The organism is Cohnella luojiensis, from assembly GCF_004564235.1.
Classification (GTDB): Bacteria; Bacillota; Bacilli; order Paenibacillales; family Paenibacillaceae; genus Cohnella; species Cohnella luojiensis.
Genome location: NZ_SOMN01000032.1, coordinates 41,859 through 67,809 on the forward strand (window position 1 = coordinate 41,859; position 25,951 = coordinate 67,809).

Consider the following 25,951-nt stretch of genomic DNA (forward strand, 5'->3'; position numbering starts at 1 on the left):
ATGAAACCTTTACCATTATAGCATGTCAGGCCTCCTGGAAGCTTCCTTTGCCGCAACCGCAAGCGAGCGTATTTTCCCCATCCATACGCATAGAAAGGCCGACAGGAAAGAAGTCATCGCGAGCGTCTCCACCCCTTCTTCCAAGGACTGCAACAGCCTCTCCGTCCCTTTGTCTAAGCTGCGAATGTGAATCGTATCCATTCCAACGGAACATATGGCCAGCAATAAGGCGACAATTAGAAATAGACGGGATGACCGGTTATCTCCGATCAACCGCCATATCCCCCATAATGCAGCCAAGCCGAAGGCCATGTAAATAAGAATGATCCAATCGCCTTCTTCCATCCAAGGAAGAATCTTAATGCCCGTCGGCTTGAGGAAGCGGTCTCTGATTCTCTCATGAAGGGCAAACCTCTCATCCAGGGCAAGCCAAGCGAATGCCGCGGCAACGATTAGCCAACCCAGAACGTCTCTCCGCGATGATTTCCCGGTCAATCCTTCTAGGTATGCGACTAACCCCGTAACCGCGGCCGTCAACACGAGCAATAGGCTTTCCAGCCAAGTCAAGGGCGTTGCCTCGGATGCGACATATATCCAATAATTCGGCCAAGCGGCAACCACGATCAGAAGCATGAATCCTATGACTGCCCCCCACAAAACGAGGAGCAGCATCCGTTCCCCCGTAAACCCCTTTAACCGGCTCATTCTTAATCCCCCGTATCCTTATGGTTTCATCGGCCGCGCTAGATTCTGAGGATTTCCTGTAACGAAACCAACCAAATTATCTATCCACGTGTCGTAGCCGCGCCGGATAACCTCTTGCGAATACCATGCCGTATGCCCGGTCTGAAGGAGTCGCCCTTCCGCAATCTGCTTGCGGGCAAGTTCATTCGATTCCCCAATCGGGAAAATATCGTCAACCGCATAACCCTTCAACGTCCCTTGGTCGATCGCTTTCACGACGGCTTCCGGATGGACCAAGGCGCAGCGAGATACATTGATAAGCGTTGCCCCGGGCTTCATCTTCGCCAGCTCTTGCTCGCCGAATGCCGCGCTCCCCTGCCATTGCGCGGGGAAATGCAAGCTTACGACATCGCTGGAGGCTAGAAGCTCCTCCATGCTCACGTTAGGAATGCCCTCTATGCTGCGTTTAGGATCGTATCCTAGCACCCGCATCCCAAATACGCGGGCCAGCTCTGCTACCCGGCTGCCTATTCTCCCGAGCCCGACGATTCCGATCGTTCGTCCCTGAAGCTCCCATCCGAGCACGGACGTCCCCGCCGGAACGCGTCCACGCACTCTGTCTTGGCTGAGGTGGATTCGGCGCGACATCGTCAAGAGCAAACCAAGCGCGTGCTCGGCGACCGACTCCGTCGAATACTCCGGCAGATGGCTAAGCGCGATGCCTTTACTATGCAAATAATCCATATCGATATAGTCCACGCCGGTAGCAAATACGGCGATTCCCTTAAGCTTTGGCAGACGCTCAAGCCAGGCGCCGTCGATGACTTGCACCGATCGCGGAGTCAAGCCCGCGTAATCCGCGTCAGCCAAGCGCGATACGATCTCGTCCGCGCCAAGGGGCTCCATTGCCGAGCCGAAAGCAACTTGAGCAACGGCTTCCAATCTCGAGGCTTGCAGCTCCGTGAACGTATTCCTGCCTTGAGCCGTAATAACAGTTACCTGATTTGAAGTCTTTACCATTGGACCCGCTCCCTTCAATACCCTTTTGAGCAATTCGACGTCTCGATTCCCCAAAAGGTTTCTTATTCGATTTCGGGCAGGTTGTGGGTCTTCCCCAATCCCCTTATAATGGGAGTCAAATGTTCGCAATATCTAGGAGGCCTGGACAGTTTGGTCTTGTTCGTCGTTAACGAGAATTCCGGCAATGGCCGAGGCAAAAAAATATGGGCGCAAGTAGAGGCTCAGCTGCGCATCCAGGGAACGGCGTACGGAAAAGTCGTTACGAAATCGGAATCGGAGGCCATTACCCTCGTAAGAGATTTCTTGAAACGCGGAAACTTGAAAGCGATTGCGGTGGTTGGAGGAGACGGCACGCTGCACAGCCTGTTGCCGGTGCTCGCGACCTCGGGCATTCCTTACGGAATCATCCCTTCCGGCTCCGGTAACGACACTTCCAGGGCGCTGGGCATTCCGCGCGACCCGCTGAAGGCTCTCGATATTATTGTAGCCGGATACACCCGCCGAATAGACCTGCTAGAGACCGCCACGGAGAGCGGAGACAAGCAGTTAACTTTAACCGCCGTTGCCGTCGGACTCGATGCGATGGTCGCTGCGGACGTTAACGGCTCCCGTTATAAGAAATGGTGCAACAAGCTCGGGATCGGCTCTCTCGCCTACGTGATCGGATTATTGCGAGCTCTCGCGAAATATAAACCCGGCCCCATAACGGTTACCATGGACGGGATAAAACATGAATTTAAGCGCGGCTGGTTGTCCGCCATTTCTAACGTTTCGACGTATGGGGGCGGATTACAAATATGCCCGGACGCCCTTCCGGACGATGGGCATCTCCATGTGTGCATCGTGCATAGCTGCAGCGTTAGAAGAATCTTATTTATATTCCCCGCCGTACTAACGGGAAACCACGTAAAGCTGCATCGCTTCGTCACGATCTTGTCCGGCCGTTCCGTCACCGTTCAGGGCGCAGCTCCCATGCTTGCGTTCGGAGATGGCGAGCCTTCGGGCGAAACCCCGATATCGGCCGTCATCCGGCCGCGTCAGCTTGATTTCTTGATTACGGCATCCGGGTAACGGAATGGCAGCATGATCTCGAATAACGTGCCTTTGCCAAGCTCGCTCTTGACGTCGATCTTCCCTTGATGGTTGTCCACGATCTTGTAGCTAACCATGAGGCCGAGACCGGTCCCCTTTTCCTTGGTCGTATAGAACGGCTGGCCCATCTTGGCCAGCTGATCTTCGCCGATGCCCGGCCCTTCGTCGCGAATGCGTACGTACACCCCGTCGCTCTCGCGGGAAAGCTTGATCGAGATGGCCCCTCCGTCGATCATGGCTTCAATCGCGTTCTTGATGACGTTAATGAATACTTGCTTCACTTGATTCTCCACGCCGTATATCCATAACGGATCCGTGCCGTACTCCGCTTCGATCGCGATATTATGTAGAATCGCCTGCGTCTCCAGCAAGGTTACCGTATCCCTCATCATTACCCGCATGTCCTGATAATTTAGCTCGTACACCTGCGGCTTGGACAGCATCAACAGCTCGCTGACGATATCCTCGATCCGGTCCAATTCCGCGTTCATGATATCGTAATAGCTGTTATTGTTTTTCCGTCCCGAGGCGATCAATTGCAGGAAACCCTTAAGCGACGTAAGGGGATTGCGAATTTCATGCGCGATACCGGCTGCCAGTTGACCCGCAACGTACAGCTTCTCCGAATTGATGAGGAGCTCCTCGTTCTTCTTCCGCTCCGATATATCCCTGATAATCACTTGAATAGCCGGCTCGTTGTCGAGCGTCGTCATCGTTTCCACGATCTCCGTGTGCAGCACCCTTCCGTTTAAGGTTAGCCAATCCTGTTCGATCGGCTTGCTGCTGCCCGTGAACACGAGATTATGCAACCTTTCCCTAATGGCGTCGTGATCTTTTGCCGGGAGGAAATGATAGATCGTTTTGCCCAATAGCTCGCTATCCATTTCGGCTTCGAACATCCGAAGTCCCGCCACATTGACGAACCCCCACCGGTCTCCCTTCAGGATCGCGATCGTATCCAGCGAATTTTCCACCAGGAGCCGATAACGCTCGTCCATCTGATTAAGCCGCTTGTCGATGTACCAGGTCACAAGCGTGGACATGAGGATCAGCAAGGCGCCGACACCCACGATTAAGGCCATTAGATTGATATCCTCATTAAGTCTGTCGAACGTGAGGTAGGTTCCGTTCACATACTCGATATGAAGCGCCTTTTTACCGATGATCTGTACCAGCACGACGGAGCCTCCGAGTAACAGGCTAGCCATTAACTTTCTATACCGGTAAGCGCTCTCCGACAGCAGAAAGGAAAAGTAAGTACCAATGAATAGCAGTACCAATGAAAGGAAAATGAAGTTCGGATTATCCTCCAGATTTTTGATCTCCGGTCCAAGCACGCTGAAATAGTTCATGATGGCGACGCCGAATGCCAGGATGGAGCTGCCGATGAGAAGACGATATTTCAAAACCCCGTCCAAAGTAAGCATGACGAAGGCCATCAATGAAAAGAAAATAATGAACATTAACGCAACCGGCATCACCCACGTGAAGATGAGGGGCTCATTTTCATCGACCAATATCGTGACGAAATGCTTTGCCCATAAACCCACCCCGAAGACGAATGCTCCGCCCGCAAGCCAGAACTGACGGAAGGTACCGTTGGTTCTTTTGAGATTGCCGATGAAGTTGAACATGGTATATGATGCGAGTATGCTGATTAACAATGCCAGCAGCAGGAAGAAAACGGGCCAGAAGGTCATAATACTGTTCATAAGTAAGTCCCTCGCAGAAACTGACATCTTTTACTTTAGTGTAATACAATTCGACGAGTTCCAACAAATTCCTTTTCTTGAAGGACTAATAATGGAGGTTGTGCATATGTTTCGTTCTGTATTAAGTGAATTTAAGGCTTTCGCTATGCGTGGAAACGTAGTAGATCTAGCCGTCGGGGTTATTATAGGAGCTGCGTTCGGCAAAATCGTCACGTCTCTCGTTAACGACGTGGTAATGCCGCCGATCGGGAAATTGCTGGGGAACGTGGATTTTAAGGATTTGTATTGGAATTTGGATCCTGGGAAGCTGCTTGAGGGTAAGGAGCCCGAATCCCTAGATCAAGCTAGGCAAGCAGGAGCTGCCATCATCGCCTATGGACAGTTCATTAATGTCCTTATCGACTTCATTCTTGTAGCCTTCTGCGTCTTCGTGCTCGTCAAATTCTTGAACCGCTTAAGCCGCAAGAAGGAGCAGGAGACCGTCGCGGCAGAACCGACTACGCGCGATTGTCCGTACTGCCTGTCCGAAATACCGCTCGCCGCTTCCCGCTGCGGACACTGCACCTCGGAAGTTAAGCCCGTTGGACAAGCCTCTTCAGAAGCGGATAAAGGTTGATCGGCCATGGCGGAAATGTTCGACGTATACGATGAACGGGGAAATTGGACGGGAACTGCGGAGCGCAAAGAAGTCCATGCGAAAGGGTTATGGCATCATACCGTTCACTGCTGGCTTGTTCGACGCGACGAAAAAGTCCCTGACCGCGCGAAAGTGTTGTTCCAACAGCGGTCAGAGAGCAAAGATACGAATCCCGGCTGCTTCGACATTACGGCAGCGGGCCATCTGGAAGCAGGCGAATCGCCGGAAGCTGTCGTCCGCGAACTGGAAGAAGAGCTGGGGGTTCGCGTCGCCTTCGAGGAGCTAGCCGAATTCGGCATTATCCGCGAACAAGAATCCGGCGTTGTGCATGGCGTGCCGTATATCGATGCCGAGGTTAGCCATGTTTACGGACTCGTTACGTCTTTGAGCATGGCTGACTTCCGGCTGCAGGAAGAAGAAGTGTCCGGCATATATGAGGCGGATGTCGAAGAGCTGATCTCGTTAATGGAGGAATCGGTCAAGGAAATTACCGCGCATGGCCTGGAATTGCGGGAAGGGAAGCTTCAAGATTCGGTGAAGAAGATCACCCGCAGTTCCTTCGTATCTCGCGATTACGGCACCTATATTTCCATATTTAGGTTTTTGCGCGAACTGGTCAAGCTCTAGCGGGTAAACAACGAAGCTGAAGGTAAATTGGGGACCAAACCAGTTGGCCGGCCCTTACTTTACCTTCACCCATCTCCCTTGATCCGGATACCGGAATAGAACCTCAAGTTTGCCGTCGCCGTCCCACGCGAAATCGGCCCAATCCCTCCCAGTTTCTCCACCAGCGATCCACCATTCCATGAATATTATAAAAAACCGTGTTTCGCGGGGCGGTATCGAAATCGTTGATCGCCGGGTCTCCGAAGAGCTTGGCGGATTCCTGATGAATGCAGGAATGAATGTTCGAAGATTCAATGAACCTACCCAACTCGTCTGCGCTCGCGAAGGTCTCCGGCTGGAATAGGATCCGGGCCTCGGCCGCATGGTTATAGCAAGGTGCTTGCCGAATCGGCTCAGGCACGGATGCCCATGCTTCCACGAGCCTTGGATCATAGCCATTCCGGTAATACCAAGCCAATGCCCTCGCGGTGAAATCACGGTGATATCGGAGAAACTCCAAGCCGTATCCCGGAGGCGGATCGAGGTTCATGTTATGCCTGGCGTGATGCCAATTTTTATGCTCTTCGAGCAGGCTTTGCGGGAAATTCGGTATCGTTGGCATAGGGATAGCCTCCCTGTCATCTGCCTAAGTATGGCAGAGTGGTTGCCTTAGCATATGCAGTAGCCTATTGCTGTGAAACCATCGGGAATCCAACTTTAATTGTCAAGATTTCGTAGGAACTCCCGCTGCTTTGCGAACCTCGTCGGCTAACCGGTTGAATTCTGCCTTATCCTCTTTAGTCGTTGCAGCAAACCACGCCGCGGACAGGAAACGAATGATTTTCTCCGCATCCTCTTGGCTCATTGTCGGTTCCTCCTCTTCTTTCGTATTCCACCAGCCTTCGCCGCCGTACGACTCGTTCAAGTCCACCGCGACTCCGGCGACCATGACATTGTTCTTATATTGAAACACGTTCGCATGTTCGCTCTTCTTGCCGTAGCTCCAGGCATAAGTCTGCCAAAAGACGTCGCACGCCTTGCGCTTAAACATCTCTTCTATGACCGAGTAGGAACCGTATACTCCCGCAGCGTATCCGGGGATTTGTTCCGCGGCCGCTTTCAAATATTGCTCAATGGCGGCGAAATCCTTTGGCTGCGCATCGTAATCCACAGCGAAATAAATCGCGCTGCCGGTTGGCTGACCGATAGTCTGTGCCTCATTGAGCGCCGCTTTCCCGTCCTCAGTCCCTGCCGTCGCTCCACCCACGGGCCTATTTGCGGTCGTCTCGAATACGGAAATGAGTTGCATTCCCGCGACCGTGATCGCATTCGCTTCGGCGGCAGTAAGCCTTTTCCACGCATAGCTGGATGGGACTAGATACCTCGCGGCGAATTCATAGCCTTGCTTGGCAATCTTGGCGGCCGTCGAGGCGGTGAGAGGCGTGGAGCAATCTATCCCTTTTACCATGTTGTAGCCTCCTTTCCTGATGTACGACTTCCTCTTCATCTAATGACAGCGCGAGGTTTGGGGTGTCGGCTCTAGGGTTAGTACGTCTGCCCTCTTCTCCTTTGCACCTCCCTGTGTCTCCTTACATGCCGCTTAATATCGCCGACGTCTTTACTTAAGTCTTCATATTGCTTAGTCAGGTTTTCGAACTGCTCGCTCATATCTTCAATGTAAAGCATAAGCTTCTCCTCCCGCTCAAGCGCTTCTAATCGGCTGCACTTGTTTTCTTTCAAATGATGCAGGTATAAAGAAACGAAAAGGACAGCCCACACTCCTTGTTCAAACGCCTCTCTTACAACTAAGTCTTCAATCATGCGATAAAACTCCTTTCTATTTTTGCCAATTCGGTAAACAAAAGATAGAACCAAAACCATCAAAGCATGCTAGAAATATCTTCGCTCTCGTAACTCGCCTCATTTTTTACCATTTCGGTAACTTGTCTTAATCATATGACGGTAATCAGGCAATGTCAACATTTGGTTTACCATTTTGGCAAAATTAATAGTTTTACCAATATGGAAAATATGGTATGCTATAATTATCTTATTATAGAAGGAAGATTACCATGTCGTTGGGGTTTCGTCTGAGGGAACGACGCGAGAAATTCGGCAAAACGCAATTAGACGCAGCTAAGCACTTAGGAATAAGTAATGTGCAGCTATCCAGATACGAGTCGGACGACCGCAAACCGGATCCGGATATGCTCAGCCGTTTCGCGGAATATTACCGCACGACGGCCGATTATCTGCTGGGACGGACGGATAAAGCATCTATCGATAATAACGATGCCGTAATCACGACCGAGTACCCGGCCTACGAGGAATTCATTAACAACCCCGAGCATGGCGTATTTTTCAAGGATTACTTAAATGCCCCGGAAGAACGGAAAGAGGAAATGCGCCGCTTTTGGGAGTTCATCCAAGAGAAAGAAAAAGGCAGGAAGCCCGGAGATCTGCAAGGAAAGAATTGATCTTTTAAGAAGCCCGCACGGGCTTTTCTTTTCCGCTTTTATACGAACATACATTCTCATTATAAGGTGGTCCTATGTACCAATACTATCAAACGACCCCATTGGAGCAATGGATCGAGCAGCTATGGATGAAGTCCGGAATCGTTTCCCCGTCGCTTTTAAACGTTGACGAGGTGGCAACCCGATTAGACGTGTGGGTCCACTATTTGAAGGACACTAGCAGAGCTCTAGAGTATATGGGGTTACGGACAATCTTACTCGATAAGCGGCAGGGACGCGATGCGCAATGGGAGGACTTTCTTCACGAGTTATGCCATGTTCTTAGGCATGCCGGCAATCAAACGACTATGCCCCCTATGTTCTGCGAAGGACAAGAGGCGGAGGCAAATCGATTCGTCTTGTATGCAGCCATTCCGTTCTTCATGCTTCGGCATGTCAGGCTTCCGGAACGGATTGATGAGGCTGTCGGAGTTATCGCTCTTCAATTCGGAGTCACGTTTGAATTGGCGCGCAAGAGACTGGAACAAATCCAGCGTCGCACATTGGCGGCTATTTTGTGGGAAGAAGCTCTGAAACAGGAATCGTAATCCAACCCAATTGTTTCCATGAAACTAGCCGCGGGTAATGGAAATTGACGAATTTATCCAAACCCTAACCCGCTCAACCCTTCTCGGGTAGGCAGGTTTTTTGTCACGCCAATATGCAAAAAAACCCCGCACAGCCGCATGGCCGCACGAGGATTAAAAGTTGTAGGTGAAGAAAATGGTGCCGACTAGAGGACTTGAACCCCCAACCTACTGATTACAAGTCAGTTGCTCTACCAGTTGAGCTAAGTCGGCGTAATTTATGGCCTACAAGAAAAGATAATACCATGTTCGCATAGGGTTGGCAAGAAGAAATTTGTAAAATCAACGAAAATTATGGCGGCAGGAGTCGCGTAGCCCGGACGCGATTCCCCTGCAGAGGACGAGGTTGGCTAACTTACTTCGCTAATTCGGTCGGATACGTTCAACGACAGCTGAGTTAGCAAACTTTCTTCGCTAATTCTGCCCGGTATGTGCTACGACAGCTGAGTTAGCAAACTTTCTTCGATAATTCTGCCCGGTATGTGCTACGAAAGCCGAGTTAGCAAACTTTCTTCGTTAATTCTGCCCGGTATGTGCGACTACAGCCGAGTTAGCAAACTTTCTTCGTTAATTCTGCCCGGTACGTGCTACGAAAGCCGAGTTAGTAAGATTTCGTTACTATCTCCGCTCGATTCGACTGCGGCTGACGGAGTTAGTAAGATTTCGTTACTATCTCCGCTCGATTCGACTGCGGCTGACGGAGTTAGTAAGATTTCGTTACTATCTCCGCTCGATTCGACTGCGGCTGACGGAGTTAGCTCGATTTCGTTACTCCCTCGATTCGACTGCGTAGCGCTTCCCACGCAGCTGTCCTGTTCATAAATAAAACGCACCCCGAAAACCTCGGAAGGCGCGCCGTTAAAGATTGTTCATGGTGCTGATGAAGGGATTCGAACCCCCGGCCTACGCATTACGAATGCGTTGCTCTACCAGCTGAGCTACATCAGCAAATCCTTTATTAGAATAGTAATTTCAGCGGCAAAAGTCAAGATTCCGTTTGCCGAATCTTACTGTTTTTTTATACCAAGTGGAACACCTTGTTCAAGCGTCTTTCCGTCTGCTCCGGTTGGCCGACCAGCAGCTTGCCCAACTTGTCGCTGCCCACGCCGCAGATCATGAGATCGAGCTGACGCTTCAGATCCACCTCGTAGGGCTGCGGAAGCAATTGACCTTCGGACGTGCGAATAACGCGAACGATGGGGCGTTGCTTCGTGTCTTCGTGCAGCGCGGATACGACCCCCAGCTCACCCGTGCTAAGACGCACCGTCGTCCCCCGGGGAAATAACGCCATGTTTTTGCGAAGACGGCATACTTTGTCCATGTCGTATAACGCCGACTCCGCAATAGAGAAACCTCCAGCACCTCGAGCGGCAGCATCGGGGAACCGTTACCGCGACCAACGTGTCGAACATGTCGAAGATGCTTATCCATTGTTGGTACGGGTGGATTTTGCAGCCTTCCAAGCCGAACGGATAGCCGCTGCCATCCATTCTCTCGTGGTGAAACAACGCGTAATTCATTTCGCTTACAGCTAACTCCTATCGCCATAAACGGATATTCACAAGAAGATATCGGATTCGGGTTGCGCGCAATTTCCGAGCATGCAGCCAAGATCGGCGGCAAAATCACCGCAAGAATGGAAACGGCCGGCTTCGTGTTGACTTTGACGCTTCCTCTAACAAAAGCCGACCACTGGATCATATGAAAAGCCAGTCCTGAGTTATTTTATTTCCCAGGGACATGGACGGGTAGCCGAAGCTTAAAGCAGCTGCCCTCCCCTTTCTCGCTTTTCAGTTCCAGTCGCCCCCCGAGAAGTTCTGCCAATTTCCGGCTTATGGCTAGTCCAAGACCCGACCCGCCGTATTTGCGGCTAATTGAACCATCCTCTTGCTTGAATACCTCGAAAATAGCCTCCTGCTTGTCCAATTCGATCCCGACTCCCGTGTCGCGGACTTGGAAGATGACCTCCTCCATCCCTCCGGGCGCGATCTCGGTCGAGATTTCAAACTCCACTCTCCCCTTCTCGGTAAACTTGAAGGCATTTCCTAATAGGTTGCGCAGAATTTGGTTCAACCGCATCGGATCCGTCTTGATCCATCCGGTCGAAACCTCTGACAGCGTCGTCTTGAATTCAAGGTTACGGCTATCCGCAAGCGGTTGGAATTGCTCCTCCATCAACCGAAGAACATCGTTCAAGTCGATCGGTTGCAGGGAGACGTCAAGCTTTCCGGCCTCCACCTTTGACAAATCCAAAATATCGTTGACCAATCCAAGCAATTCTCCCCCGGATTGGTGAATCATTTTAGCATAGCGAACCCGATCCTCGTCTTCGGTATCCTGCTCCATCTGCATCTCGGATAATAGCATGATGCTGTTTAGCGGCGTTTTGAGCTCATGGGACATGTTGGCGAGGAATTCGGATTTGTAGCTGGAAGCAGCCTCGAGCTGCTCGGCCTTCTTCTCCAGCTCCTCCTTGGTCTGGTTCAAATCTTGCGTTCTTAATCGCAACAATCGATTGGCAAGACTTAATTCCTCCATTCGCGCTTGGTTCTGTTGGAAGTCCCGGATCATGAAGAGGAAGAAAAAGCTCAGTATAACGCCGGTCGGGAAAGTAACGGGCGCGATCTCGCTTAAATATTGATGCATTGGAATAATGCCGAATACCGCGATGTTAACCATATTGAAAAAATTAATGCCGAGAACGGCGATAACCGCTTTGGTTAAGTAATTGAACTCCATCCTTTTTTTGAACCATACGCATATCAAGGCTGCGAGCGCACCGAGCAAGGTCAGATTCAGAAGACCGATCCAAGCTGCCGGCTCTAACCCGAAGGTCAGTCTTAACAAACCTATGCTTAAACCGATCAGAAACAGCGTAAGAGGATGCGAATACACCATTAGTCCGAAAATTAGCGGGACGACCCTCAAGTCAAACTTGGAAGTATCTCCTACGTTGAAGCTGAAGAACATGGTAAGCCAGCCTGCCAGAATGAATATGATAACGGATAACCCGTATTTCGCGGATTTGGACAAATTGGGGAATATGAGATTATAAGCTGTATTAATCAGATAAGCGAACGTGATCAAAATACCGATATTAACGAGGAAAGCCTTAATAATGCCCATTAAGCACCCCTTTATAGGATCGCATATGCCTCGGCAAGTTAGATAGGAATAATTACAATTGTAACACAAAAAGCCCTGACCGAAGGGGGCCCCGGACTGAGCTTCACTAGTGAAAATGTTAAAGGCATGGAGGAAAAGGGTGATCACGGAGAGTTTACCCTTTTCCGGAATACCTGGTTTCCACTATCGCCCCCTCTGCATAAAATGGGATGACAACAGCCCATAAAGGCAAAGGGGAATGAGAATGAACGGCCAAACCATGATGCTGCCGATCCGAGTGCGGACTATGACCGCCAAGAACGTCAAAATAAACGTTCCTTACATTACCGGAGGAACCACCTCCGCAGCCCAAGAGGCCATGAACAAGGCAATCGCGGCAGCAACTCAAGAGCTTATGAAGGAGCAGGGCTACCCCAGCAAAGACATACAGGAGATGGACGGTACTTTCGAGATCAAGACGAACGAACGCGGCGTTCTCAGCTTATCGCTGCTGAATTATGCCTTCGCGGGAGGCGCACACGGCAATACTTTGCAGAAGTCGCTTACTTTCGATGCGGATACCGGACGAAGCTACACGTTGGGTCAATTGTTCAAGAGCGGCAGCAACTATATTGCCCGTCTGGACGCGATCATCGAAGCGCAGATCAAAGCCCGGCAGCTCCCGCTTCTGGTCGACTACCCGGGTATCACTCCCGATCAGGATTTCTATGTCGCGGACAAATCGTTAGTGATCTATTTTCCCCTGTATGAAATTGTCCCGTACGCATGGGGATTCCCTTATTTCCCGATTTCCGTGTTCGAGATTCAGGATATTATCGACGAGAGTGGACCATTGGGCGTCCTGATGTATTAATTAAGATGAGTATCAAGTTTGCTCCACTAATTTCCGGCTAAAGACCGGTTTTGGGTTAATTGTTAGTCAACTAACTGCATGTTTTGCAATTAGTTTTGAAAATGATGCCTGTTCCTTGAAACTAACTGACTATTTTACACTTAGAATTGTAAACGGTAGCGAAGTGGCGGGATTAAGGTAAAGAGGGATTCCTCCATCATATCAGAACGTAAAAACAAGTACTGTCCCACAAGTATGAGAAACCCTTGGGACAGTACTTATTTTAATGGATTAGCGATGATTTTCATCTTACTTCGGACGTTAGCGAGTGGAGTGTAGGGGAATTAACAATGATTTTCATCGCTGTTGGTGCAACTTTCCGCAGAATGGTCAATAATTCCACACAACAGCAATGTCTTTCATCGTACTTTGATCTATTAGTGAGGGAGTATAGGGGAATTAACAATGATTTTCATCGCTGTTTTACCCATCTCGTCTCTTGGTTATCAGTCAGGCTCCCACTCGTTAGACGGGCATTGCGCGCCCAGAGTAATCCACGAAGAACAATTCCTCATCGACGACCGTTTTGCGCTCCATGAGATCCAATATCCCGCTCGCGCTTTCCGACGCTTCCATAGGCGCTTGATCGCCGCCCATATCCGTCCGTATCCATCCCGGATGAACGGACAATACCCGAATCCCGCGCGGGCGAAGCTCGTCGTTCAATTGCTTGGAAAACATATTCAAGGCTGTTTTGGAAATCGCGTACGGATAATCGCCTCCGTAACCGGAAGCCATGCTCCCCGCCTCCGAGGAAATGTTGATGACATTCGCGCCGGAATGATCCGACATCAAAGACGACATATGCTTCATAACGTTCATGGGTCCGTATAGGTTAACATCGAAAGTCGACTTCAGCAGATTCATCGGGAGCGTCCCGATCTTATGCTCGCGCCCGAGCAGTACGCCGGCATTGTTAATGACTCCGTCAAGCTTCGCCGATTCCTTACTCAGCTTGTCGGCAAGCTCGGCAACCTCATTCTCTAGAGTCACGTTCATACTTTCGATCCGTACTTGGTCAGGATGTCGGGCGGCTAACGCCCACAACCCCTCAGAAGTATCGGATACTTCTCGGACGCATACCACGACTTGATTACCCCGTTTCGCCGCCAACATAGTCAATTGTAACCCCAAACCTCTTCCCGCGCCGGTAATCAAGATATTCATAGGATCCCCCTCGCCTTTCCGTCAATCGTTCTCGAGAAGCTCGACCAATACCTTCAAATCACGGAACGTATCCATGTAAGCATAACGCCCGCCGGTATATTCGCCTTTCTGGAGAAGCGGCATACCCCCGGCTTCCATGATCGAAACCTTCTCCTTTAGCCCTTTAACCACGAAGGCGATGTGATGAAACCCTTCGCCGTTCTGGTCCAGCGACTCGCGCCATGTGCTGGGATTATGATCAGGCTCGATCAATTCAAGCTGCAACGAGCCCATGTCGAAGAAAGCAAGCTTCGCCCGAGCTTCGGACCGTTTCCCCTTCACCTCCGTCTGAGCGACATCGGCCGTATCCGTCCAGAACCAATTCGGTTTCTCGATTCCGAAAAAATCGGCATAAGCTTTCGATGTTTTCTCGATATCATTAACAAGAAGACCGATTTGCGTGATGACATGATTACCTAGCACATTGTTGTTCATAATGATTCCCCCCATAAATTAAATTTCGACGCAAGATTCGCGCACAATCAATTGCATATCCACCGTAAACTTGGTGAAGTCCGTCGTTCGCTCTTCGATATGTTCTATTAATGAGGTTGTCAGCCGTTCCATCATCGCTCCGAAGTCGATCCTAAGCGTCGTCAATGCCGGCTGGAAACGGGAACTCAAGGCATGATCGTCGAATCCGATCACCGAGATGTCGTTAGGAACCTGAATGCCATGCTCCTGCAAAGCTCTGATCGCACCGAAAGCCACGCTGTCGTTCGCCATGATTATAGCCGTTGGAAGCTTCTCTCCCTTTTGCATAAACTTCCCGATTGCCTCATAACCGGCATCCTCGCTGAATGCCCCCGGCAAAATCCATTGCTCTTGTATAGGAAGTCCATGCTTCTTCATCGCCAAGTAATACCCCTCCAGCTTAGCCGGGCCGGAGCATCTTCTCATATCTCCGCTAATGTGTCCGATTTCGCGATGCTTCAGATTCGCCAGATGCGCTACCGCTTGTAACATCCCCCAATCATTATCGAAATTAGCCACGATTCTGTTCGGCTCGTTATGCCCTGGCAATTCCTGGTCAACGACGGCCACGGAATAGCCTTCCGCAATGAGTTGCTCGATGAAAGGCTCATAGTTAGCCGCGCCGATGAATATACCCCCATCGATGCGGCGTTGATAGAAAATATCTTTAACTCCCCGAATGCTTTCCGCATCCTGGGCATCGCGAATAATGCGGGTCAATACATAATATCCGCGAGAGGAAGCGCTCTCAATGACGCTTGCGATAAGCATGTTCGAGAGCATATCGCTGGAGACGTGACCCGCCTCGATCATGAACAACCCGATCGTCCTCGTTTTTTTACCCGCCAATACTTGCGCGGAGGCATTCGGAACATAATGATACTGCTCGATGACCCGCAACACTTTGTCGCGGGTTTCCGGAGGGACATTGGAATAGTTATTAACGACTCGACTGACCGTGCTTCGCGAGACGCCCGCTAGCTTGGCAATTTCCGTGGAGTTCATTTCGTTCTTTTTCATGTGCTCATCCACTTTCTGTAAACACGCGTTCACGCTACAATCGTAAACGAAAAAATAGACGGAGTCAATTGCCTAGCATACGGAAAGAAGAGACCTCCGCGAAGGGGGTCTCTTCCAGTTAAATTTTTCGCTTGTAGCTAGCTCGTCACCATTTTCCCGCGTCGATCTCCGATGGCTTTAGTCCCGCCCAAATGTTCGGCACTTCGACCGCATCTGGATCCTCGAAGACGAGGAAGCCTGAAGGCAAATACCTTTCCCCGGAGGAAGAGGAAGGCTTATTCACGATTTCCCCGTTCTCCGTGACGAGAACCGTCGAGGAGCCCCCATCCAAATTAGCTCCAATGACCGCGCCATGCTCAAGCAAGATTTCCTGGGCATCGTAGAGGGTTGCGCCGATGCTGTAGCCAGGCTGCCGCCCGTCGATCATCAGGAACAGAATCGCTCCATCCTCCCGTTGACCCATTACCGTTCGCGGCGCGATACCCCAACCTTGCGAGCGGCTTGGGATTAAACCTTTGCCATTCACGATGATTCTCGGCGAGAAGCTTACCGCTTCGGAGATGCCCAGATCCATCAGCTCGTTAATAGAGTATTTGCCCGCAAGCATCTTGCCTTCCTTATCAAGGCCGACGATCTGCACGCTGTTCTTGCTGCCTAAACCGTTATAAAGGATCTTCCCTTGGCTAATGACGAGACCGATAGGCTTAAATCCGTTGCCGCGCCAATTCGGATCGGAAAATCCGCCTGCGTTCACTCCGGCGATCGCCCCGGTACGTTTCACCATGCTGGATACCTTCTCCCCTCGCCCCCTTTTGTTAGGGACGACGAGCCTAATCTTCTTCGGATCCGTTACGGTCAGAAGGTATCCGTGATAGCCTTCCCCATCGACTTCCTTAATGGAGGTAAGCTTCTCCGGCTCAACCGCTCCCGCCTCCCCTTGCCCTTGTTCTTGCTTGGTCGGAATGGTGTGGGTATCGCGCTCCTCGCCCATATCCTCGAACTGTTTCACGTAGAGGGCAACGCGTTCCCGCAGCGCTTTCTCTCCGATAATATATTTGGCCCATTCCCGATGCTGGGTTGTAATGAGAGAGTCGGCTAACATATATCGGTATTCATTACCCGAAGGGGTAAGGAAGAACCATCCGGCCATTAATGCCGAGAGAATAAAGCCGGTCAAGAATAGTCCCTTAATAAATCGCCATGATCCGGATCTCTTGGGGCGAACTGCTTTATTTTTACGCGATGGGATCGCGGAAGGGCTGCCGCTTCTCGAAGCCGACGCCGCTGTCGTCGTTCTCGGTGGCAATGGCGGGATGGCGTCCACGCTCCTTTGTCTTTTTACTGCACTTCCTATATACGAGACGAATAGCAATCTAGTTGCGCATTTCGGGTTGCTCTAGTAATCTATTAGGGAATAATATCCTAATAATAAGAGGTAGAGCCGATGAACTCCATTCAACGTTTCCGTGTGCTAATGCTTAGTTTGATTTTGATTATTTGCATCGGTTTTATTCCCGTCATGGCGGAGGATGGGGAAGGCACCGATCCGTCAACGGAGTCCGCAGAAATTACCGAACTTTCGGTCTACCAATTAGACCTGTGGGACTATACTCCCCTATTCCAGGCTTATGTGGATGAAGTCAATCCGAATGTCGAAATAAATATTTACTCCTACTCTATCGCAGAGTATGAAGATCGGATGAAGATCGCTCTGGCTTCCGGAGACACTCCCGATTTATTCTTGATTCCGAACTGGATTTTACCGAGTTTCAATTCCTATGATGGTATTTTCAAGGATTTGAACGATATCGACGCCGCTGCCGTATCCGGAATAAAGAGCCGCTTAGCAAAAGGGTTATGGAACACCGTCAACCCGACTGCCATCGATACCGTCTCATTCGTTCCTTTGAATTCTTCACCCCAAGTTATGTTCTACCGGACGGACCTGTTCAAAAAAGCCGGACTGCCGACGAAACCTGAGACCATTGACGGGAAATTAAAAACTTGGAGCGCATTCGCTTCCTATGGGAAAACATTCAAAACCAAAACCAAGAAAGCTTTAATCGCCCAACCTATAAGTATTTATGAATCAATGGTTCAGCTTAAATCACCCGCCTACCATGATGATCAAGGCAATTATGTCGGCGTTAAAAATCCGCAAATCAAAAAAGCATACGACTATGTCGTTAAAGGGATGAAAGAAGGCTGGATCGGAAAATACGACGATTATAGTCTTCCTTGGGAGAAAGCTCTGAAGGCCGGAACATTCGGAGTAATACTCGGAGGCCCCTCTACCGCGCAGGATATTAAAGAATGGATGCCTAAAATGGCCGGTAAATGGGCTGTCGCTTCCGTACCGGAAGGCTCATATGATTCAGGGGTGCTGTCGGCTGCGATTCCGAGCAATAACCAAAACTCGGAATCCGTTATGGATCTTATTGAATGGATGACCGAAACAGGCCCGCAAAATTGGGTTTTCAACGAGCATGGCCTCTTCCCCGCCAACCTGGAAGCTCTGGAAGAAAAAGAGTGGTTAGCCGAGAAAGATGCTTATTTCGGCAACCAGCAAGTGAATCGTTGGTATGCCAAAGCGGTTCAAACCGCTAAGCCCGATTTATTGTATCGGGACTCTTCGGTAATCGCTCACGATATTTTCAAAAATGCGATTACGAACCTCATCACCTCATCTAAAGCCGACCCCGTCAAAGAATGGGCGGCAGCCGGAAAAGAAGCGAAACAAGTCGGCACAAACTGATATAAAAATTGATTCCGACAGCATTTCCCAGGAAATGACGAATAACGTCCCTATTCGCCGTAAAGGCCTAATAGGGACGTTATTATTTTACATCTCCTATTCCAGGGAACCTTTCTTGTTATAACTCTTATCCTTGCGCTGAAGGAAATACTCCGCCTTCTCCAACGCAACCGCAATGTTAAACTCCGGGATGCCCGCAGTCGATTCATATACGCCCATCGGGAACAGAACGTTGCCTTCAGGAAAATTTACGGCCAGATTGCCAAGAGCGATATCCGCGAAATGAGCTTTGCCATGCAAGGTCCCATGACTATTATGAAGAACGATGGCTTCGCCTTCCGATATCGAATAAGTATGGGCATCCTCCGGGTTAAGGAGCACCGCGGCGCGGATCGCTCCGTTAAAGGAATCCTTTTCTCCGTAGATCATGGAATTGAACTGCTTCCCGCGGCGGGTAGTCACATAGAATTCTCCTGCCAGGGACGCCCCGCGCTTAGGAACGTCAACCGGAATGAGCCTCCCTTTCCCGTCAGGCGTCGGGCATACGCCGCCTTCGCACAACCATGCGCCGCCGCGCTGGAAAACTTCGCCTTTCTGTTTCAGGTGCTGGATGCCATCGTATTCCGGCGCTACCCTGGCAATCTCATCGCGGATCGCTTGCGAATCGGCGAAGGCGACGAGATCTTTCAGTTGCGGCTTCACCCTTGCCGCCAAGTCCGAATAGATTTGCCACTCTGCTCTCGCTTCAGGGATTCTGGGTCCCTCGATTTCCGGACTGAAGTAAACCATTCGCTCCGTGGAAGTCGAAGTGCCGCCGCCGGGCTGTTCATAGCGCGTCATCGCAGGCAGAATAATAACCGCTTCCTTGGCATCGAGCAAGGTCGACGTATTCAGGATGATATCCTGATGGACGCGAACCTCCAGCGCCTCCAAGGACTCTCGAACGAATTGCGGATCCGGCATCGTTTCCAAGAAATTACCGCCCGATAGGTAATAGAGCTTCAGCTTGCGGGGATGCGTGATCGGTAAGCGAGTATTTTCCAAGGAGACGCCTACGATATCCCCCTGCCATCTCGGAACGGGGAATCCCCATAATTGCTCCAAACGCTCGAGATTGTCTTCATTGAAATCTCCACCCGGCAAGGAAGAAGGCTCGGCTCCCATTTCTCCCGCGCTTTGGACTCCCGAGTGGCCGCGTATCGGCATGACGCCGCAATGCTCTCTACCGATAAATCCGCGTAGCAAAGCCAAGTTCACAACCTGCGAAATGTTATCCGTAGCGTGCCGATGCTGCGTTAGTCCCATCGACCAGACGAATACGGCCGACTTTGCGCCCGCTAGCAGTTCCGCTAGCTCCTTGATCCGAACCCGGGACAGACCGGACGAGCTTTCTAACTCTCCCCAGTGCTGAGCGTTCACCTTATCCCGCAATTGCTCGAATCCGTTCGCATGCTCCCAAACGAAATCATGATCAATCGCGGATCCCGGCCGTTCTTGCTCCATCTCGAACCAAGTCTTCATGACCCCGTGCATAAGCGCGATGTCCCCGCCGATGTTAACGGGATAGAAATCATCCGCGAGCTTCGTGCCGAATAACGCCGACTCTGCGATCGAAGGAATCCAATATCCGTCCATCGCCGGCTCCCGGTAAGGATTAATGACGATAATCTTCGTCCCCTTGCGCTTTGCGGCGTACATGTATTTGGTGGAGACGGGCTGATTATTCGCGGCGACGCTGCCCCAGAACACGAGCACGTCCGTGCCGATCCAATCCCGATAACTGCAGCTGGACGCGCCGATGCCGAGCGACCGCTTCAGTGCCGTCTTGGAAGGAGAGTGGCAAATCCTCGAAGCATTGTCGATATGGTTCGTGCCAAGAAACCGGGCAACCTTGGCTGCCGCATAATAAGACTCGTTCGTGATGCCGCGAGCGGTCAAATAGAACGCCGTCTGCTCCGGCGGCAGCTCGCGGAACTTGGCGGCGATCTTATCGAGCGCTTCGCCCCACGACAGTCTGCTGAAGCTTCTATCTCCGGGACGCCGAATCAACGGGTACGGTATGCGGCCTAGCTCCCGAAGCTCCGCGCTGGACAACTTGCGCAGCTCCTCGATATCCGCATGCAGGCGATTCGGCTTGATGGCGGGCATCGTGTTCAACCTCAACACGTTTAATCTGGTCGTGCAGATATGGGGGCCTGCCAGAGTTTGATCATAGAGGCCGGATACGCCAAGGGCACACCCGTCGCAGGCTCCCTGAGTGAGTATTCTCGCCGCATACGGAAGATTGTCGCGGTTTTGCCATAGTGTCTTCATCGTATCGCGAATATGCTTAGGCTTCAGCTTACCTAATCCGAATGGGACTGCGCTCACCCATAGCTTCGGATCCGGTCTCGCGGGCAGCTTCTGCGGACCTGGATGCTTGGTCGTTCCCATATCATTCGCCTGCCTTATATAGACGTTCCGGATAAGAATACACGTTAAGCGATCCGTTGCGGATAAAGCCGACGATCGTGATTCCCAATTCCTCCGCAAGTTCAATGGCCAAGTCCGTGGCGGCGGACTTGGATAGCAATATTTCGCAGCGCATTTTGGCGGCCTTCAGCAGCACTTCGGACGATACCCTTCCGCTAAAAGCAAGTACTTTCCCGTCCATCGGTACGCCATTGCTCAGGCAATGTCCATACAGCTTATCTAGCGCATTATGCCTGCCGATATCCATTCTTGATAACAACAACGTGCCATTCTGTTCAAACAGGGCCGCATTATTCACGCCGCCCGTATCGCGGAAAAGCCCTGATTGCGCCTGCATAGCTTCCATCATTTCTATACAAGCAGCGTAGGTCAATCGTACTTTCCTGCTGTCAAGAGCCCGGGTCGTCCTCGCGTCGCTATAGAAGACGAAGCTTTGCCGGCTCTTGCCGCAGCAAGAAGTCAGATATCTCTTGGAACCGCTTTCTTTCATCCATGCGTCAACGCCTCCGATATCGACGTACACCGTCCCCGTCCGGTCATCGTAGCTTAGCTCCGTTAGCCGGGCATAATCCGAAAGAACGCCTTCCGATGCGAGATAGCCCACCGATAAATCCTCGACATAATCCGGCGAGCACACCAGCGTTGCGAACTCTTGCCCGTTCAACACGATCGTGACCGGCCATTCCGTCGCAACTTCATCCACGACTTCGCATGTTTTTTCACCGTCGTACCGAATGAGTGCCCTGCTCTTTTTGGCGGATGGCTCCATGGCTCCCACTCCTTGAGCGTTCTATACTTTCACTATATAGGTTCGCGTTTGGCGCTTCAACAAAAATTGGTATAATGAAGGGGACGAATGAACTTGTACAGGAGGTACGACCATTGACTGCTAGCATGAACTATCGTATTGATTCCTCGATCGACGTTTTCCCTGTCTATACCTTAACGGAAGAATCCACGGATTCCAAGGTGATCATCTGCCCGGAGCGCGGAGGGATCGTAACCAGTTGCAGTCTTTATGGACAGGAGCTGTTGTACCTGGATCGAGATACTTTCCTTAATCCGCAAGCGAACATTCGCGGCGGGATCCCGGTGTTATTCCCGATCGCGGGGCAGCTGGTTAACGGGGAATATGAATGGAACGGCCAAACTTATTGGATGAAAAATCATGGGGTAGCGCGCATCCTCCCTTGGGAAGTCATCTCGACGAATACGGACGGATCCGCTGCGATCACTTTGGCGCTTCAGAGCAATACGGAGACGCTGAACGTATTCCCGTTCGATTTCGAGCTTAGGTTCACTTACCGGCTCCAAGGCGGAGTTCTTTCCATCGAGCAGCAGTATACGAACCGCTCCCGGCAGGAAATGCCGATCGTAGCGGGATTCCATCCTTATTTCGCCACGGAAGGTAAAAATCTTACATACGTTACCGATGCTACCCGAATGCTCGATTATAACGACAAGCAAGAGAAGCCCTTCGACGGCTCCTTAAATCTAGAGGGCATGGTGGAATCCGCGGCTCTTCTCGATGCAAAAAATCCGGAAATCACTTTCCCGCTAGCGCAAGGACGTTCCGTTAGGCTAAGTTACAGCGAGCAGTTCCGCTATGTCGTGCTTTGGTCCGTGGAAGGCAAGCCGTTCGTCTGCGTGGAGCCTTGGACCGCTCTTAATGAAGCCTTGAACGATAAGGAAGGGCTGCTGATGGTAGCGCCGGGAGATACGCTTCAATTGGATTTAAGCTTCGCATGCGAGCCATGATCTAACCTTCCGATGAGGAAAAAGAGATGTCGGATGCGCTCGCGTCGCGTTGAAATGAATGCGAAAGCCCCGAATTCCTCAAGCGGAATCGGGGCTTTCGCTAATCATCCAAAAAAGTCGATAAACCATTTTCCTTCGACCTTTTTTAACTTGTAGGATACTTCTCCTGTCTGCATCTCCTCAGCCCCTACTTCAACTTTAGAAACCACGGTTGCCGTATCCTCGGCTTCATGTACTATCACGACTTCGAAATCATGAATTCCAGTACCTGCTGGTTGCTGCTCGAACATCTTTTCCCAGTTCTGAACCATAGTCTCTTTATCTCGTCCGTCCATAGTTTCCCCCGGAGTGAATAATAGATAAGAGACCATTTCTTTAGCATCTTTATCTACCGCTGCTTGGAAGAAGCCCTCCACCGTCTTCTTGGGAGTCGCTTGGTTCCCATCATCCCCCGCAATGAACTTCATGTAGAGGTACAGGATGCCCCCCGCGGCTAATGCGAGCAAAATAAGTATCTTCGCTCGCCGAGATAAGCTCAAGGTTCTTGCCGGAGGAAATCCCGCAAACGGATCGACTTCCGCTTGGTCGGATTGTTCCGCTGTTCGTGACGCCGGAGCTTCATTCATCTTCTCCTATCCTCCAATCAGAATCCTAAGCCTCCGTCGATGTACCACTTATCTTCGACCTTAACCAAGTCAAAGGAATCCTCTTCCGTTAGCTTCTCTCCGTCTTCCATATAGACGACTTCATAATCAACCGTCGCGTTATCCTCTTCAACGTCTACATCCCTGATCTCGTAATTCCGAAGATCCATGCCGCCACCTTCGAATTCGCCTTCTAACATCTCGATAAAGGAATCCATGTCTTCCCCTTCCGGGAAGTCCATTGAGGAGATCGAGAGGTAGGATACCATCTCCTAGGCATCCTCTTGCTTCACGGCGCTCATGAAGCCTTTGACCGTCTTCTCGGGCGTAGCTTGGTTGCCTCCGCCTCCTATGAACTTAAATGCTAGGTAGATCACGGCGACAGCTGCCAATCCTACCAAAATCAGCTTTTTAGACTGATTGGACAAACCTTTTAAATAACCTTTCGGCTGCGATGGGAATGAAGGCTCTTGTGATGCCGGAAACTCGCTTGTTTCCGTAATCGATTCTTGCGCTAACGGCGCTTGTCTAACTTCCGTGCCGCAGCTTGGGCAAGAGAAAGCAGTTTCTATTAATTTTTCTCCGCAATTGGTGCAATACATCTCCCGAAAATCCCCCAAGCTGTATAATATTTCCTCTAACTATACACAACTTAGTGAGAGATAAGGTAAACTTTAGAATAATTTTAATTCGCGGGCGGTCGACTTCCATTAGAGATTCCTATTCAACCTGCGGCTTTGCGCGTTCTCCCTTACCGATCTCGTATACTTTGTCGTCCGTGCTCTCGAGGAACTCCTTCGCCCGCTCGTTGAAGATGATCATCCACGCGACGCCTAGGAACACCATCACTTGCAAATATCGTTGGCAACGCAAAAAAAACCGACCTCCGAGCGTTTGGGCTTGGAAATCGGCTTCTAATTTATGTAAAGAAATAGCTAGTCGTTTATACGTTCAGGCTTTGCGAATCCGATTTGCTGTGGGAAGATGCCGTATAACGGTACAGGACATAACCTCCAAGGCCGTAGATCGCGGCACGAACGATATCGAACAGTCCCAAGTACTCGAATGGGAATAAAGCCAGGAACGCGTATCCCCACAGCCCGTAAGTCAAATACTTAACGTTCTTGGAGATGAGCGTTAACCAAATTCCGACGAAGAAACCATAATACCCGATTAGGTACAAAGGTATATCATTAAACAGCGTATCTAGGGTGTTATAACTAATGTCGGTTCTAATAAGCAACTCCCACAGAAATAAAATCCCCAGCCCGCCGAATAAAATATGTAGGTGATACGGCAATACAACCCTTACGATGTTGAACGAGGTCAGAAACGTTCGGATTTCCTTGACCGCAATCGTAAATTGCTGCATTAGAAATTCCTCCTTTTTTTACCTATTATACATCGTCCGATCTAACTAGATGCACGATATATAGCAAAATATTTAAGCGAAACGGTAGTATAGCAACAGGAAAGTCGCCAATACCAGCAAGAAATTCAGAGCCACGAATATAATCCGATCCAGCTTGGTCTTATGCATGTCAACGGGAGGTTTATAGAAGCTCACCCCTTCGATAACGAATAAGACCAAGATAACATGGATCATAAAATGGCCAACGATCTCCACGTAACCGAATAGCATCGTCGTCATAATGAAAATAAGCGTAAGAACGATCGATAACAGCCGGTTTAGGATCCCGACGACGAGTAAATACCCGACCACGAATTCAATGAACGCGGCCAGCACGATGAATACGGCCGGATCGAATCCGAACGTCGGCACTTGATGATGCTCGATGATGTCCAAGCTCATAGCCGGATAAATCCATTTCTCCACCGCCACCCAGCACAATGAAAGGCCCGTGCCTAAGTAAAGCAGCGGAAACGACCACCGTTCGTACACCGTTCGGTAGAGAGCGAGGGCGGCGGCAATCGCCAAGTAAAACCCGTAATCCAACATATGAAAAAGGCCGTATTCGCCAACGTAATATACGTATAGTCCGAGTAAGACGAGCGATGCCAGCTTAACGGCGATGTGATGCGGAATAAGAAGCAAAGCAATCGTCACGCCGACCGCAACCGTTATCGCGCCATGAGGATGAGCGAACTCGGGGGCGAACAAACTGCCTTCCAGAAGCGACCAAAGCAACGCAATCGCCGAACCGTATTGCAAGATGAGGAATGAGCGCGGACGTAACCGCTCAACCTGACGATCCAACTGGTCGAGCGCTTTGATTTTCATAATGGCGGGAAGCACTTGAGTAAGAATCGCGAGCAATAACGCGACCGCTAAAGCGGTCCCCATAAATACGGGAGATAAGACATTGTCCAATGTTTCCTTAACGGGCGTTACATCGGTGAACCATTTAACGTGCGCATATCGAACCATCCGCTCTACCCTTTCCGATGCATGACTTATGATGCTTGAACCTCTCATGACTGAAGTCACGAGATTCTTGGGTAGTCCCCTCTACCGAAGAGAAATTGACCAAGCTAACCCTGTCGTCCCGACAGTTCGTGTAGCGTTTACACGGTAAGCAGTCTTTTGCCTTCAGCAAGTATGTTTAGGCTTGCGTTGAAATCTCTATCGTGATGCGTTTTACATTCAGGGCAATCCCATTCGCGCAACTTTAAGTCCTTAACGTCTTTGTTTTTGTAGCCACAGCAGGAACATAATTGACTGCTTGCAAATGTTTTGCCAACGGCTACAACAATACGACCATACCACTTCGCTTTGTACTCCAGCATCG

General features: G+C 50.5%; 30 protein-coding genes and 2 tRNA genes. 8 read left to right on the forward strand and 24 right to left on the reverse strand.

The window, feature by feature from the left end:
- Positions 1-15: 15 nt before the first annotated feature.
- Together E2980_RS18610 and E2980_RS18615 are read right to left on the reverse strand one after the other, a co-directional pair.
- On the reverse strand, positions 16-705 hold the full coding sequence (locus tag E2980_RS18610) for a hypothetical protein (protein ID WP_135153723.1): 690 nt from the start codon (positions 703-705) through the stop codon (positions 16-18).
- A gap of 18 nt (positions 706-723) precedes the next feature.
- A complete protein-coding gene (locus E2980_RS18615) occupies positions 724-1,704 on the reverse strand; it encodes a 2-hydroxyacid dehydrogenase (protein ID WP_135153724.1) in 981 nt (326 codons plus the stop codon).
- A gap of 150 nt (positions 1,705-1,854) precedes the next feature.
- Here E2980_RS18615 and E2980_RS18620 point away from each other — a divergent pair, with 150 nt between their 5' ends.
- The gene (locus E2980_RS18620) at positions 1,855-2,775 is read left to right on the forward strand and encodes a diacylglycerol/lipid kinase family protein (RefSeq protein WP_167747180.1); all 921 of its coding nucleotides are present in this window, start codon (positions 1,855-1,857) and stop codon (positions 2,773-2,775) included.
- On the opposite strand, the gene E2980_RS18625 is transcribed toward E2980_RS18620, so the two are convergent.
- On the reverse strand, positions 2,742-4,508 hold the full coding sequence (locus tag E2980_RS18625; RefSeq protein WP_167747181.1) for an ATP-binding protein: 1,767 nt from the start codon (positions 4,506-4,508) through the stop codon (positions 2,742-2,744). The genes E2980_RS18620 and E2980_RS18625 overlap by 34 nt on opposite strands.
- A gap of 106 nt (positions 4,509-4,614) precedes the next feature.
- On the opposite strand from E2980_RS18625, the gene mscL reads away from it, so the two are divergent.
- Positions 4,615-5,124, forward strand: a complete 510-nt coding sequence (mscL, locus tag E2980_RS18630; protein WP_135153727.1) for a large conductance mechanosensitive channel protein MscL — start codon at positions 4,615-4,617, stop codon at positions 5,122-5,124.
- A 6-nt stretch (positions 5,125-5,130) separates the two neighbouring features.
- Entirely contained in the window at positions 5,131-5,772 is a 642-nt protein-coding gene (locus tag E2980_RS18635) for an NUDIX hydrolase (protein WP_135153728.1), read from the forward strand.
- 103 nt (positions 5,773-5,875) lie between these two features.
- Here E2980_RS18635 and E2980_RS18640 read toward each other — a convergent pair whose 3' ends face one another.
- The 3 genes from E2980_RS18640 to E2980_RS18650 all read right to left on the reverse strand — a co-directional run bounded on the left by E2980_RS18640 (position 5,876) and on the right by E2980_RS18650 (position 7,572).
- Positions 5,876-6,373, reverse strand: a complete 498-nt coding sequence (locus E2980_RS18640; protein WP_240703090.1) for a tyrosinase family protein — start codon at positions 6,371-6,373, stop codon at positions 5,876-5,878.
- Between the two features lie 102 nt (positions 6,374-6,475).
- Positions 6,476-7,219, reverse strand: a complete 744-nt coding sequence (locus E2980_RS18645; RefSeq protein WP_135153729.1) for a DUF1906 domain-containing protein — start codon at positions 7,217-7,219, stop codon at positions 6,476-6,478.
- 77 nt (positions 7,220-7,296) lie between these two features.
- Positions 7,297-7,572 carry a BhlA/UviB family holin-like peptide gene (locus tag E2980_RS18650; protein ID WP_167747182.1) on the reverse strand — a complete coding sequence of 92 codons (276 nt, stop codon included), beginning with the start codon at positions 7,570-7,572 and terminating at the stop codon, positions 7,297-7,299.
- 251 nt (positions 7,573-7,823) lie between these two features.
- On the opposite strand from E2980_RS18650, the gene E2980_RS18655 reads away from it, so the two are divergent.
- Positions 7,824-8,228, forward strand: a complete 405-nt coding sequence (locus tag E2980_RS18655; RefSeq protein ID WP_135153731.1) for a helix-turn-helix domain-containing protein — start codon at positions 7,824-7,826, stop codon at positions 8,226-8,228.
- Positions 8,229-8,302: 74 nt separating this feature from the next.
- Complete coding sequence (locus E2980_RS18660) at positions 8,303-8,815, forward strand: ImmA/IrrE family metallo-endopeptidase (protein ID WP_135153732.1); 513 nt, start codon at positions 8,303-8,305, stop codon at positions 8,813-8,815.
- Positions 8,816-8,991: 176 nt separating this feature from the next.
- Here the strand turns inward: E2980_RS18660 and E2980_RS18665 are convergent.
- From E2980_RS18665 to E2980_RS18685, 5 genes are all read right to left on the reverse strand, one after another.
- Positions 8,992-9,067: transfer RNA gene (locus tag E2980_RS18665), tRNA-Thr, on the reverse strand.
- Between the two features lie 659 nt (positions 9,068-9,726).
- Positions 9,727-9,802: transfer RNA gene (locus E2980_RS18670), tRNA-Thr, on the reverse strand.
- A 70-nt stretch (positions 9,803-9,872) separates the two neighbouring features.
- Positions 9,873-10,118 carry a hypothetical protein gene (locus E2980_RS18675; protein ID WP_135153733.1) on the reverse strand — a complete coding sequence of 82 codons (246 nt, stop codon included), beginning with the start codon at positions 10,116-10,118 and terminating at the stop codon, positions 9,873-9,875.
- Positions 10,108-10,374 (reverse strand): HD-GYP domain-containing protein, encoded by a 267-nt coding sequence (locus E2980_RS25175; RefSeq protein ID WP_135153734.1) that lies wholly within the window; start codon positions 10,372-10,374, stop codon positions 10,108-10,110. The genes E2980_RS18675 and E2980_RS25175 overlap by 11 nt, the downstream gene beginning before the upstream one ends.
- 205 nt (positions 10,375-10,579) lie before the next feature.
- The gene (locus E2980_RS18685; protein ID WP_135153735.1) at positions 10,580-11,980 is read right to left on the reverse strand and encodes a sensor histidine kinase; all 1,401 of its coding nucleotides are present in this window, start codon (positions 11,978-11,980) and stop codon (positions 10,580-10,582) included.
- A 244-nt stretch (positions 11,981-12,224) separates the two neighbouring features.
- On the opposite strand from E2980_RS18685, the gene E2980_RS18690 reads away from it, so the two are divergent.
- Positions 12,225-12,833: a DUF3298 and DUF4163 domain-containing protein gene (locus E2980_RS18690; protein WP_135153736.1), complete on the forward strand. Its 609-nt coding sequence runs from the start codon at positions 12,225-12,227 to the stop codon at positions 12,831-12,833.
- Between the two features lie 504 nt (positions 12,834-13,337).
- Here the strand turns inward: E2980_RS18690 and E2980_RS18695 are convergent.
- From E2980_RS18695 to E2980_RS18710, 4 genes are all read right to left on the reverse strand, one after another.
- Complete coding sequence (locus E2980_RS18695) at positions 13,338-14,039, reverse strand: SDR family oxidoreductase (RefSeq protein ID WP_135153737.1); 702 nt, start codon at positions 14,037-14,039, stop codon at positions 13,338-13,340.
- Between the two features lie 21 nt (positions 14,040-14,060).
- Entirely contained in the window at positions 14,061-14,513 is a 453-nt protein-coding gene (locus E2980_RS18700) for a VOC family protein (protein WP_135153738.1), read from the reverse strand.
- An 18-nt stretch (positions 14,514-14,531) separates the two neighbouring features.
- Positions 14,532-15,572, reverse strand: a complete 1,041-nt coding sequence (locus E2980_RS18705) for a LacI family DNA-binding transcriptional regulator (RefSeq protein WP_135153739.1) — start codon at positions 15,570-15,572, stop codon at positions 14,532-14,534.
- A 145-nt stretch (positions 15,573-15,717) separates the two neighbouring features.
- Complete coding sequence (locus E2980_RS18710) at positions 15,718-16,896, reverse strand: phosphodiester glycosidase family protein (protein WP_240703092.1); 1,179 nt, start codon at positions 16,894-16,896, stop codon at positions 15,718-15,720.
- Between the two features lie 120 nt (positions 16,897-17,016).
- Between E2980_RS18710 and E2980_RS18715 the strand changes: the two genes are divergently transcribed.
- Positions 17,017-18,327 (forward strand): extracellular solute-binding protein, encoded by a 1,311-nt coding sequence (locus E2980_RS18715; RefSeq protein WP_135153740.1) that lies wholly within the window; start codon positions 17,017-17,019, stop codon positions 18,325-18,327.
- 96 nt (positions 18,328-18,423) lie between these two features.
- On the opposite strand, the gene E2980_RS18720 is transcribed toward E2980_RS18715, so the two are convergent.
- Both E2980_RS18720 and fdhD read right to left on the reverse strand, forming a co-directional pair.
- Positions 18,424-20,760 (reverse strand): FdhF/YdeP family oxidoreductase, encoded by a 2,337-nt coding sequence (locus E2980_RS18720; RefSeq protein ID WP_135153741.1) that lies wholly within the window; start codon positions 20,758-20,760, stop codon positions 18,424-18,426.
- A gap of 1 nt (position 20,761) precedes the next feature.
- Positions 20,762-21,568, reverse strand: coding sequence for a formate dehydrogenase accessory sulfurtransferase FdhD (gene fdhD, locus E2980_RS18725; RefSeq protein ID WP_135153742.1), 807 nt, complete (start codon positions 21,566-21,568; stop codon positions 20,762-20,764).
- Positions 21,569-21,681: 113 nt separating this feature from the next.
- Here fdhD and E2980_RS18730 point away from each other — a divergent pair, with 113 nt between their 5' ends.
- On the forward strand, positions 21,682-22,557 hold the full coding sequence (locus E2980_RS18730; RefSeq protein WP_240703093.1) for an aldose epimerase family protein: 876 nt from the start codon (positions 21,682-21,684) through the stop codon (positions 22,555-22,557).
- Positions 22,558-22,661: 104 nt separating this feature from the next.
- Here E2980_RS18730 and E2980_RS18735 read toward each other — a convergent pair whose 3' ends face one another.
- The 7 genes from E2980_RS18735 to E2980_RS18760 all read right to left on the reverse strand — a co-directional run.
- On the reverse strand, positions 22,662-23,183 hold the full coding sequence (locus tag E2980_RS18735) for a nuclear transport factor 2 family protein (RefSeq protein WP_135153743.1): 522 nt from the start codon (positions 23,181-23,183) through the stop codon (positions 22,662-22,664).
- A 17-nt stretch (positions 23,184-23,200) separates the two neighbouring features.
- On the reverse strand, positions 23,201-23,470 hold the full coding sequence (locus E2980_RS18740) for a DUF4878 domain-containing protein (protein WP_135153744.1): 270 nt from the start codon (positions 23,468-23,470) through the stop codon (positions 23,201-23,203).
- A 3-nt stretch (positions 23,471-23,473) separates the two neighbouring features.
- Complete coding sequence (locus tag E2980_RS18745; protein WP_135153745.1) at positions 23,474-23,803, reverse strand: zinc ribbon domain-containing protein; 330 nt, start codon at positions 23,801-23,803, stop codon at positions 23,474-23,476.
- A 118-nt stretch (positions 23,804-23,921) separates the two neighbouring features.
- A complete protein-coding gene (locus E2980_RS24330) occupies positions 23,922-24,074 on the reverse strand; it encodes a hypothetical protein (RefSeq protein ID WP_167747183.1) in 153 nt (50 codons plus the stop codon).
- Positions 24,075-24,144: 70 nt separating this feature from the next.
- Positions 24,145-24,573 (reverse strand): hypothetical protein, encoded by a 429-nt coding sequence (locus tag E2980_RS18750; protein ID WP_135153746.1) that lies wholly within the window; start codon positions 24,571-24,573, stop codon positions 24,145-24,147.
- Between the two features lie 72 nt (positions 24,574-24,645).
- The gene (locus E2980_RS18755; protein ID WP_240703094.1) at positions 24,646-25,590 is read right to left on the reverse strand and encodes a DoxX family membrane protein; all 945 of its coding nucleotides are present in this window, start codon (positions 25,588-25,590) and stop codon (positions 24,646-24,648) included.
- Between the two features lie 137 nt (positions 25,591-25,727).
- The coding region (locus E2980_RS18760) for a zinc ribbon domain-containing protein (RefSeq protein WP_135153748.1) at positions 25,728-25,951 on the reverse strand (224 nt) is incomplete at its 5' end.

Excerpts from the sequence above, each read along its gene's own strand:
- mscL (WP_135153727.1), top strand. The coding sequence starts at position 4,615 with ATGTTTCGTTCTGTATTAAGTGAATTTAAGGCTTTCGCTATGCGTGGA.
- fdhD (WP_135153742.1), bottom strand. The coding sequence starts at position 21,568 with ATGGAGCCATCCGCCAAAAAGAGCAGGGCACTCATTCGGTACGACGGT.
- E2980_RS18685 (WP_135153735.1), bottom strand. The coding sequence starts at position 11,980 with ATGGGCATTATTAAGGCTTTCCTCGTTAATATCGGTATTTTGATCACG.
- E2980_RS18705 (WP_135153739.1), bottom strand. The coding sequence starts at position 15,572 with ATGAAAAAGAACGAAATGAACTCCACGGAAATTGCCAAGCTAGCGGGC.
- E2980_RS18735 (WP_135153743.1), bottom strand. The coding sequence starts at position 23,183 with ATGAATGAAGCTCCGGCGTCACGAACAGCGGAACAATCCGACCAAGCG.
- E2980_RS18740 (WP_135153744.1), bottom strand. The coding sequence starts at position 23,470 with ATGGTATCCTACCTCTCGATCTCCTCAATGGACTTCCCGGAAGGGGAA.
- E2980_RS18700 (WP_135153738.1), bottom strand. The coding sequence starts at position 14,513 with ATGAACAACAATGTGCTAGGTAATCATGTCATCACGCAAATCGGTCTT.
- E2980_RS18610 (WP_135153723.1), bottom strand. The coding sequence starts at position 705 with ATGAGCCGGTTAAAGGGGTTTACGGGGGAACGGATGCTGCTCCTCGTT.
- E2980_RS18635 (WP_135153728.1), top strand. The coding sequence starts at position 5,131 with ATGGCGGAAATGTTCGACGTATACGATGAACGGGGAAATTGGACGGGA.
- E2980_RS18690 (WP_135153736.1), top strand. The coding sequence starts at position 12,225 with ATGAACGGCCAAACCATGATGCTGCCGATCCGAGTGCGGACTATGACC.
- E2980_RS18720 (WP_135153741.1), bottom strand. The coding sequence starts at position 20,760 with ATGGGAACGACCAAGCATCCAGGTCCGCAGAAGCTGCCCGCGAGACCG.
- E2980_RS18750 (WP_135153746.1), bottom strand. The coding sequence starts at position 24,573 with ATGCAGCAATTTACGATTGCGGTCAAGGAAATCCGAACGTTTCTGACC.
- E2980_RS18645 (WP_135153729.1), bottom strand. The coding sequence starts at position 7,219 with ATGGTAAAAGGGATAGATTGCTCCACGCCTCTCACCGCCTCGACGGCC.
- E2980_RS18615 (WP_135153724.1), bottom strand. The coding sequence starts at position 1,704 with ATGGTAAAGACTTCAAATCAGGTAACTGTTATTACGGCTCAAGGCAGG.
- E2980_RS18625 (WP_167747181.1), bottom strand. The coding sequence starts at position 4,508 with ATGAACAGTATTATGACCTTCTGGCCCGTTTTCTTCCTGCTGCTGGCA.
- E2980_RS18745 (WP_135153745.1), bottom strand. The coding sequence starts at position 23,803 with ATGTATTGCACCAATTGCGGAGAAAAATTAATAGAAACTGCTTTCTCT.
- E2980_RS18655 (WP_135153731.1), top strand. The coding sequence starts at position 7,824 with ATGTCGTTGGGGTTTCGTCTGAGGGAACGACGCGAGAAATTCGGCAAA.
- E2980_RS18695 (WP_135153737.1), bottom strand. The coding sequence starts at position 14,039 with ATGAATATCTTGATTACCGGCGCGGGAAGAGGTTTGGGGTTACAATTG.
- E2980_RS25175 (WP_135153734.1), bottom strand. The coding sequence starts at position 10,374 with ATGAATTACGCGTTGTTTCACCACGAGAGAATGGATGGCAGCGGCTAT.
- E2980_RS18640 (WP_240703090.1), bottom strand. The coding sequence starts at position 6,373 with ATGCCAACGATACCGAATTTCCCGCAAAGCCTGCTCGAAGAGCATAAA.
- E2980_RS18660 (WP_135153732.1), top strand. The coding sequence starts at position 8,303 with ATGTACCAATACTATCAAACGACCCCATTGGAGCAATGGATCGAGCAG.
- E2980_RS18650 (WP_167747182.1), bottom strand. The coding sequence starts at position 7,572 with ATGATTGAAGACTTAGTTGTAAGAGAGGCGTTTGAACAAGGAGTGTGG.
- E2980_RS18755 (WP_240703094.1), bottom strand. The coding sequence starts at position 25,590 with ATGGTTCGATATGCGCACGTTAAATGGTTCACCGATGTAACGCCCGTT.
- E2980_RS18715 (WP_135153740.1), top strand. The coding sequence starts at position 17,017 with ATGAACTCCATTCAACGTTTCCGTGTGCTAATGCTTAGTTTGATTTTG.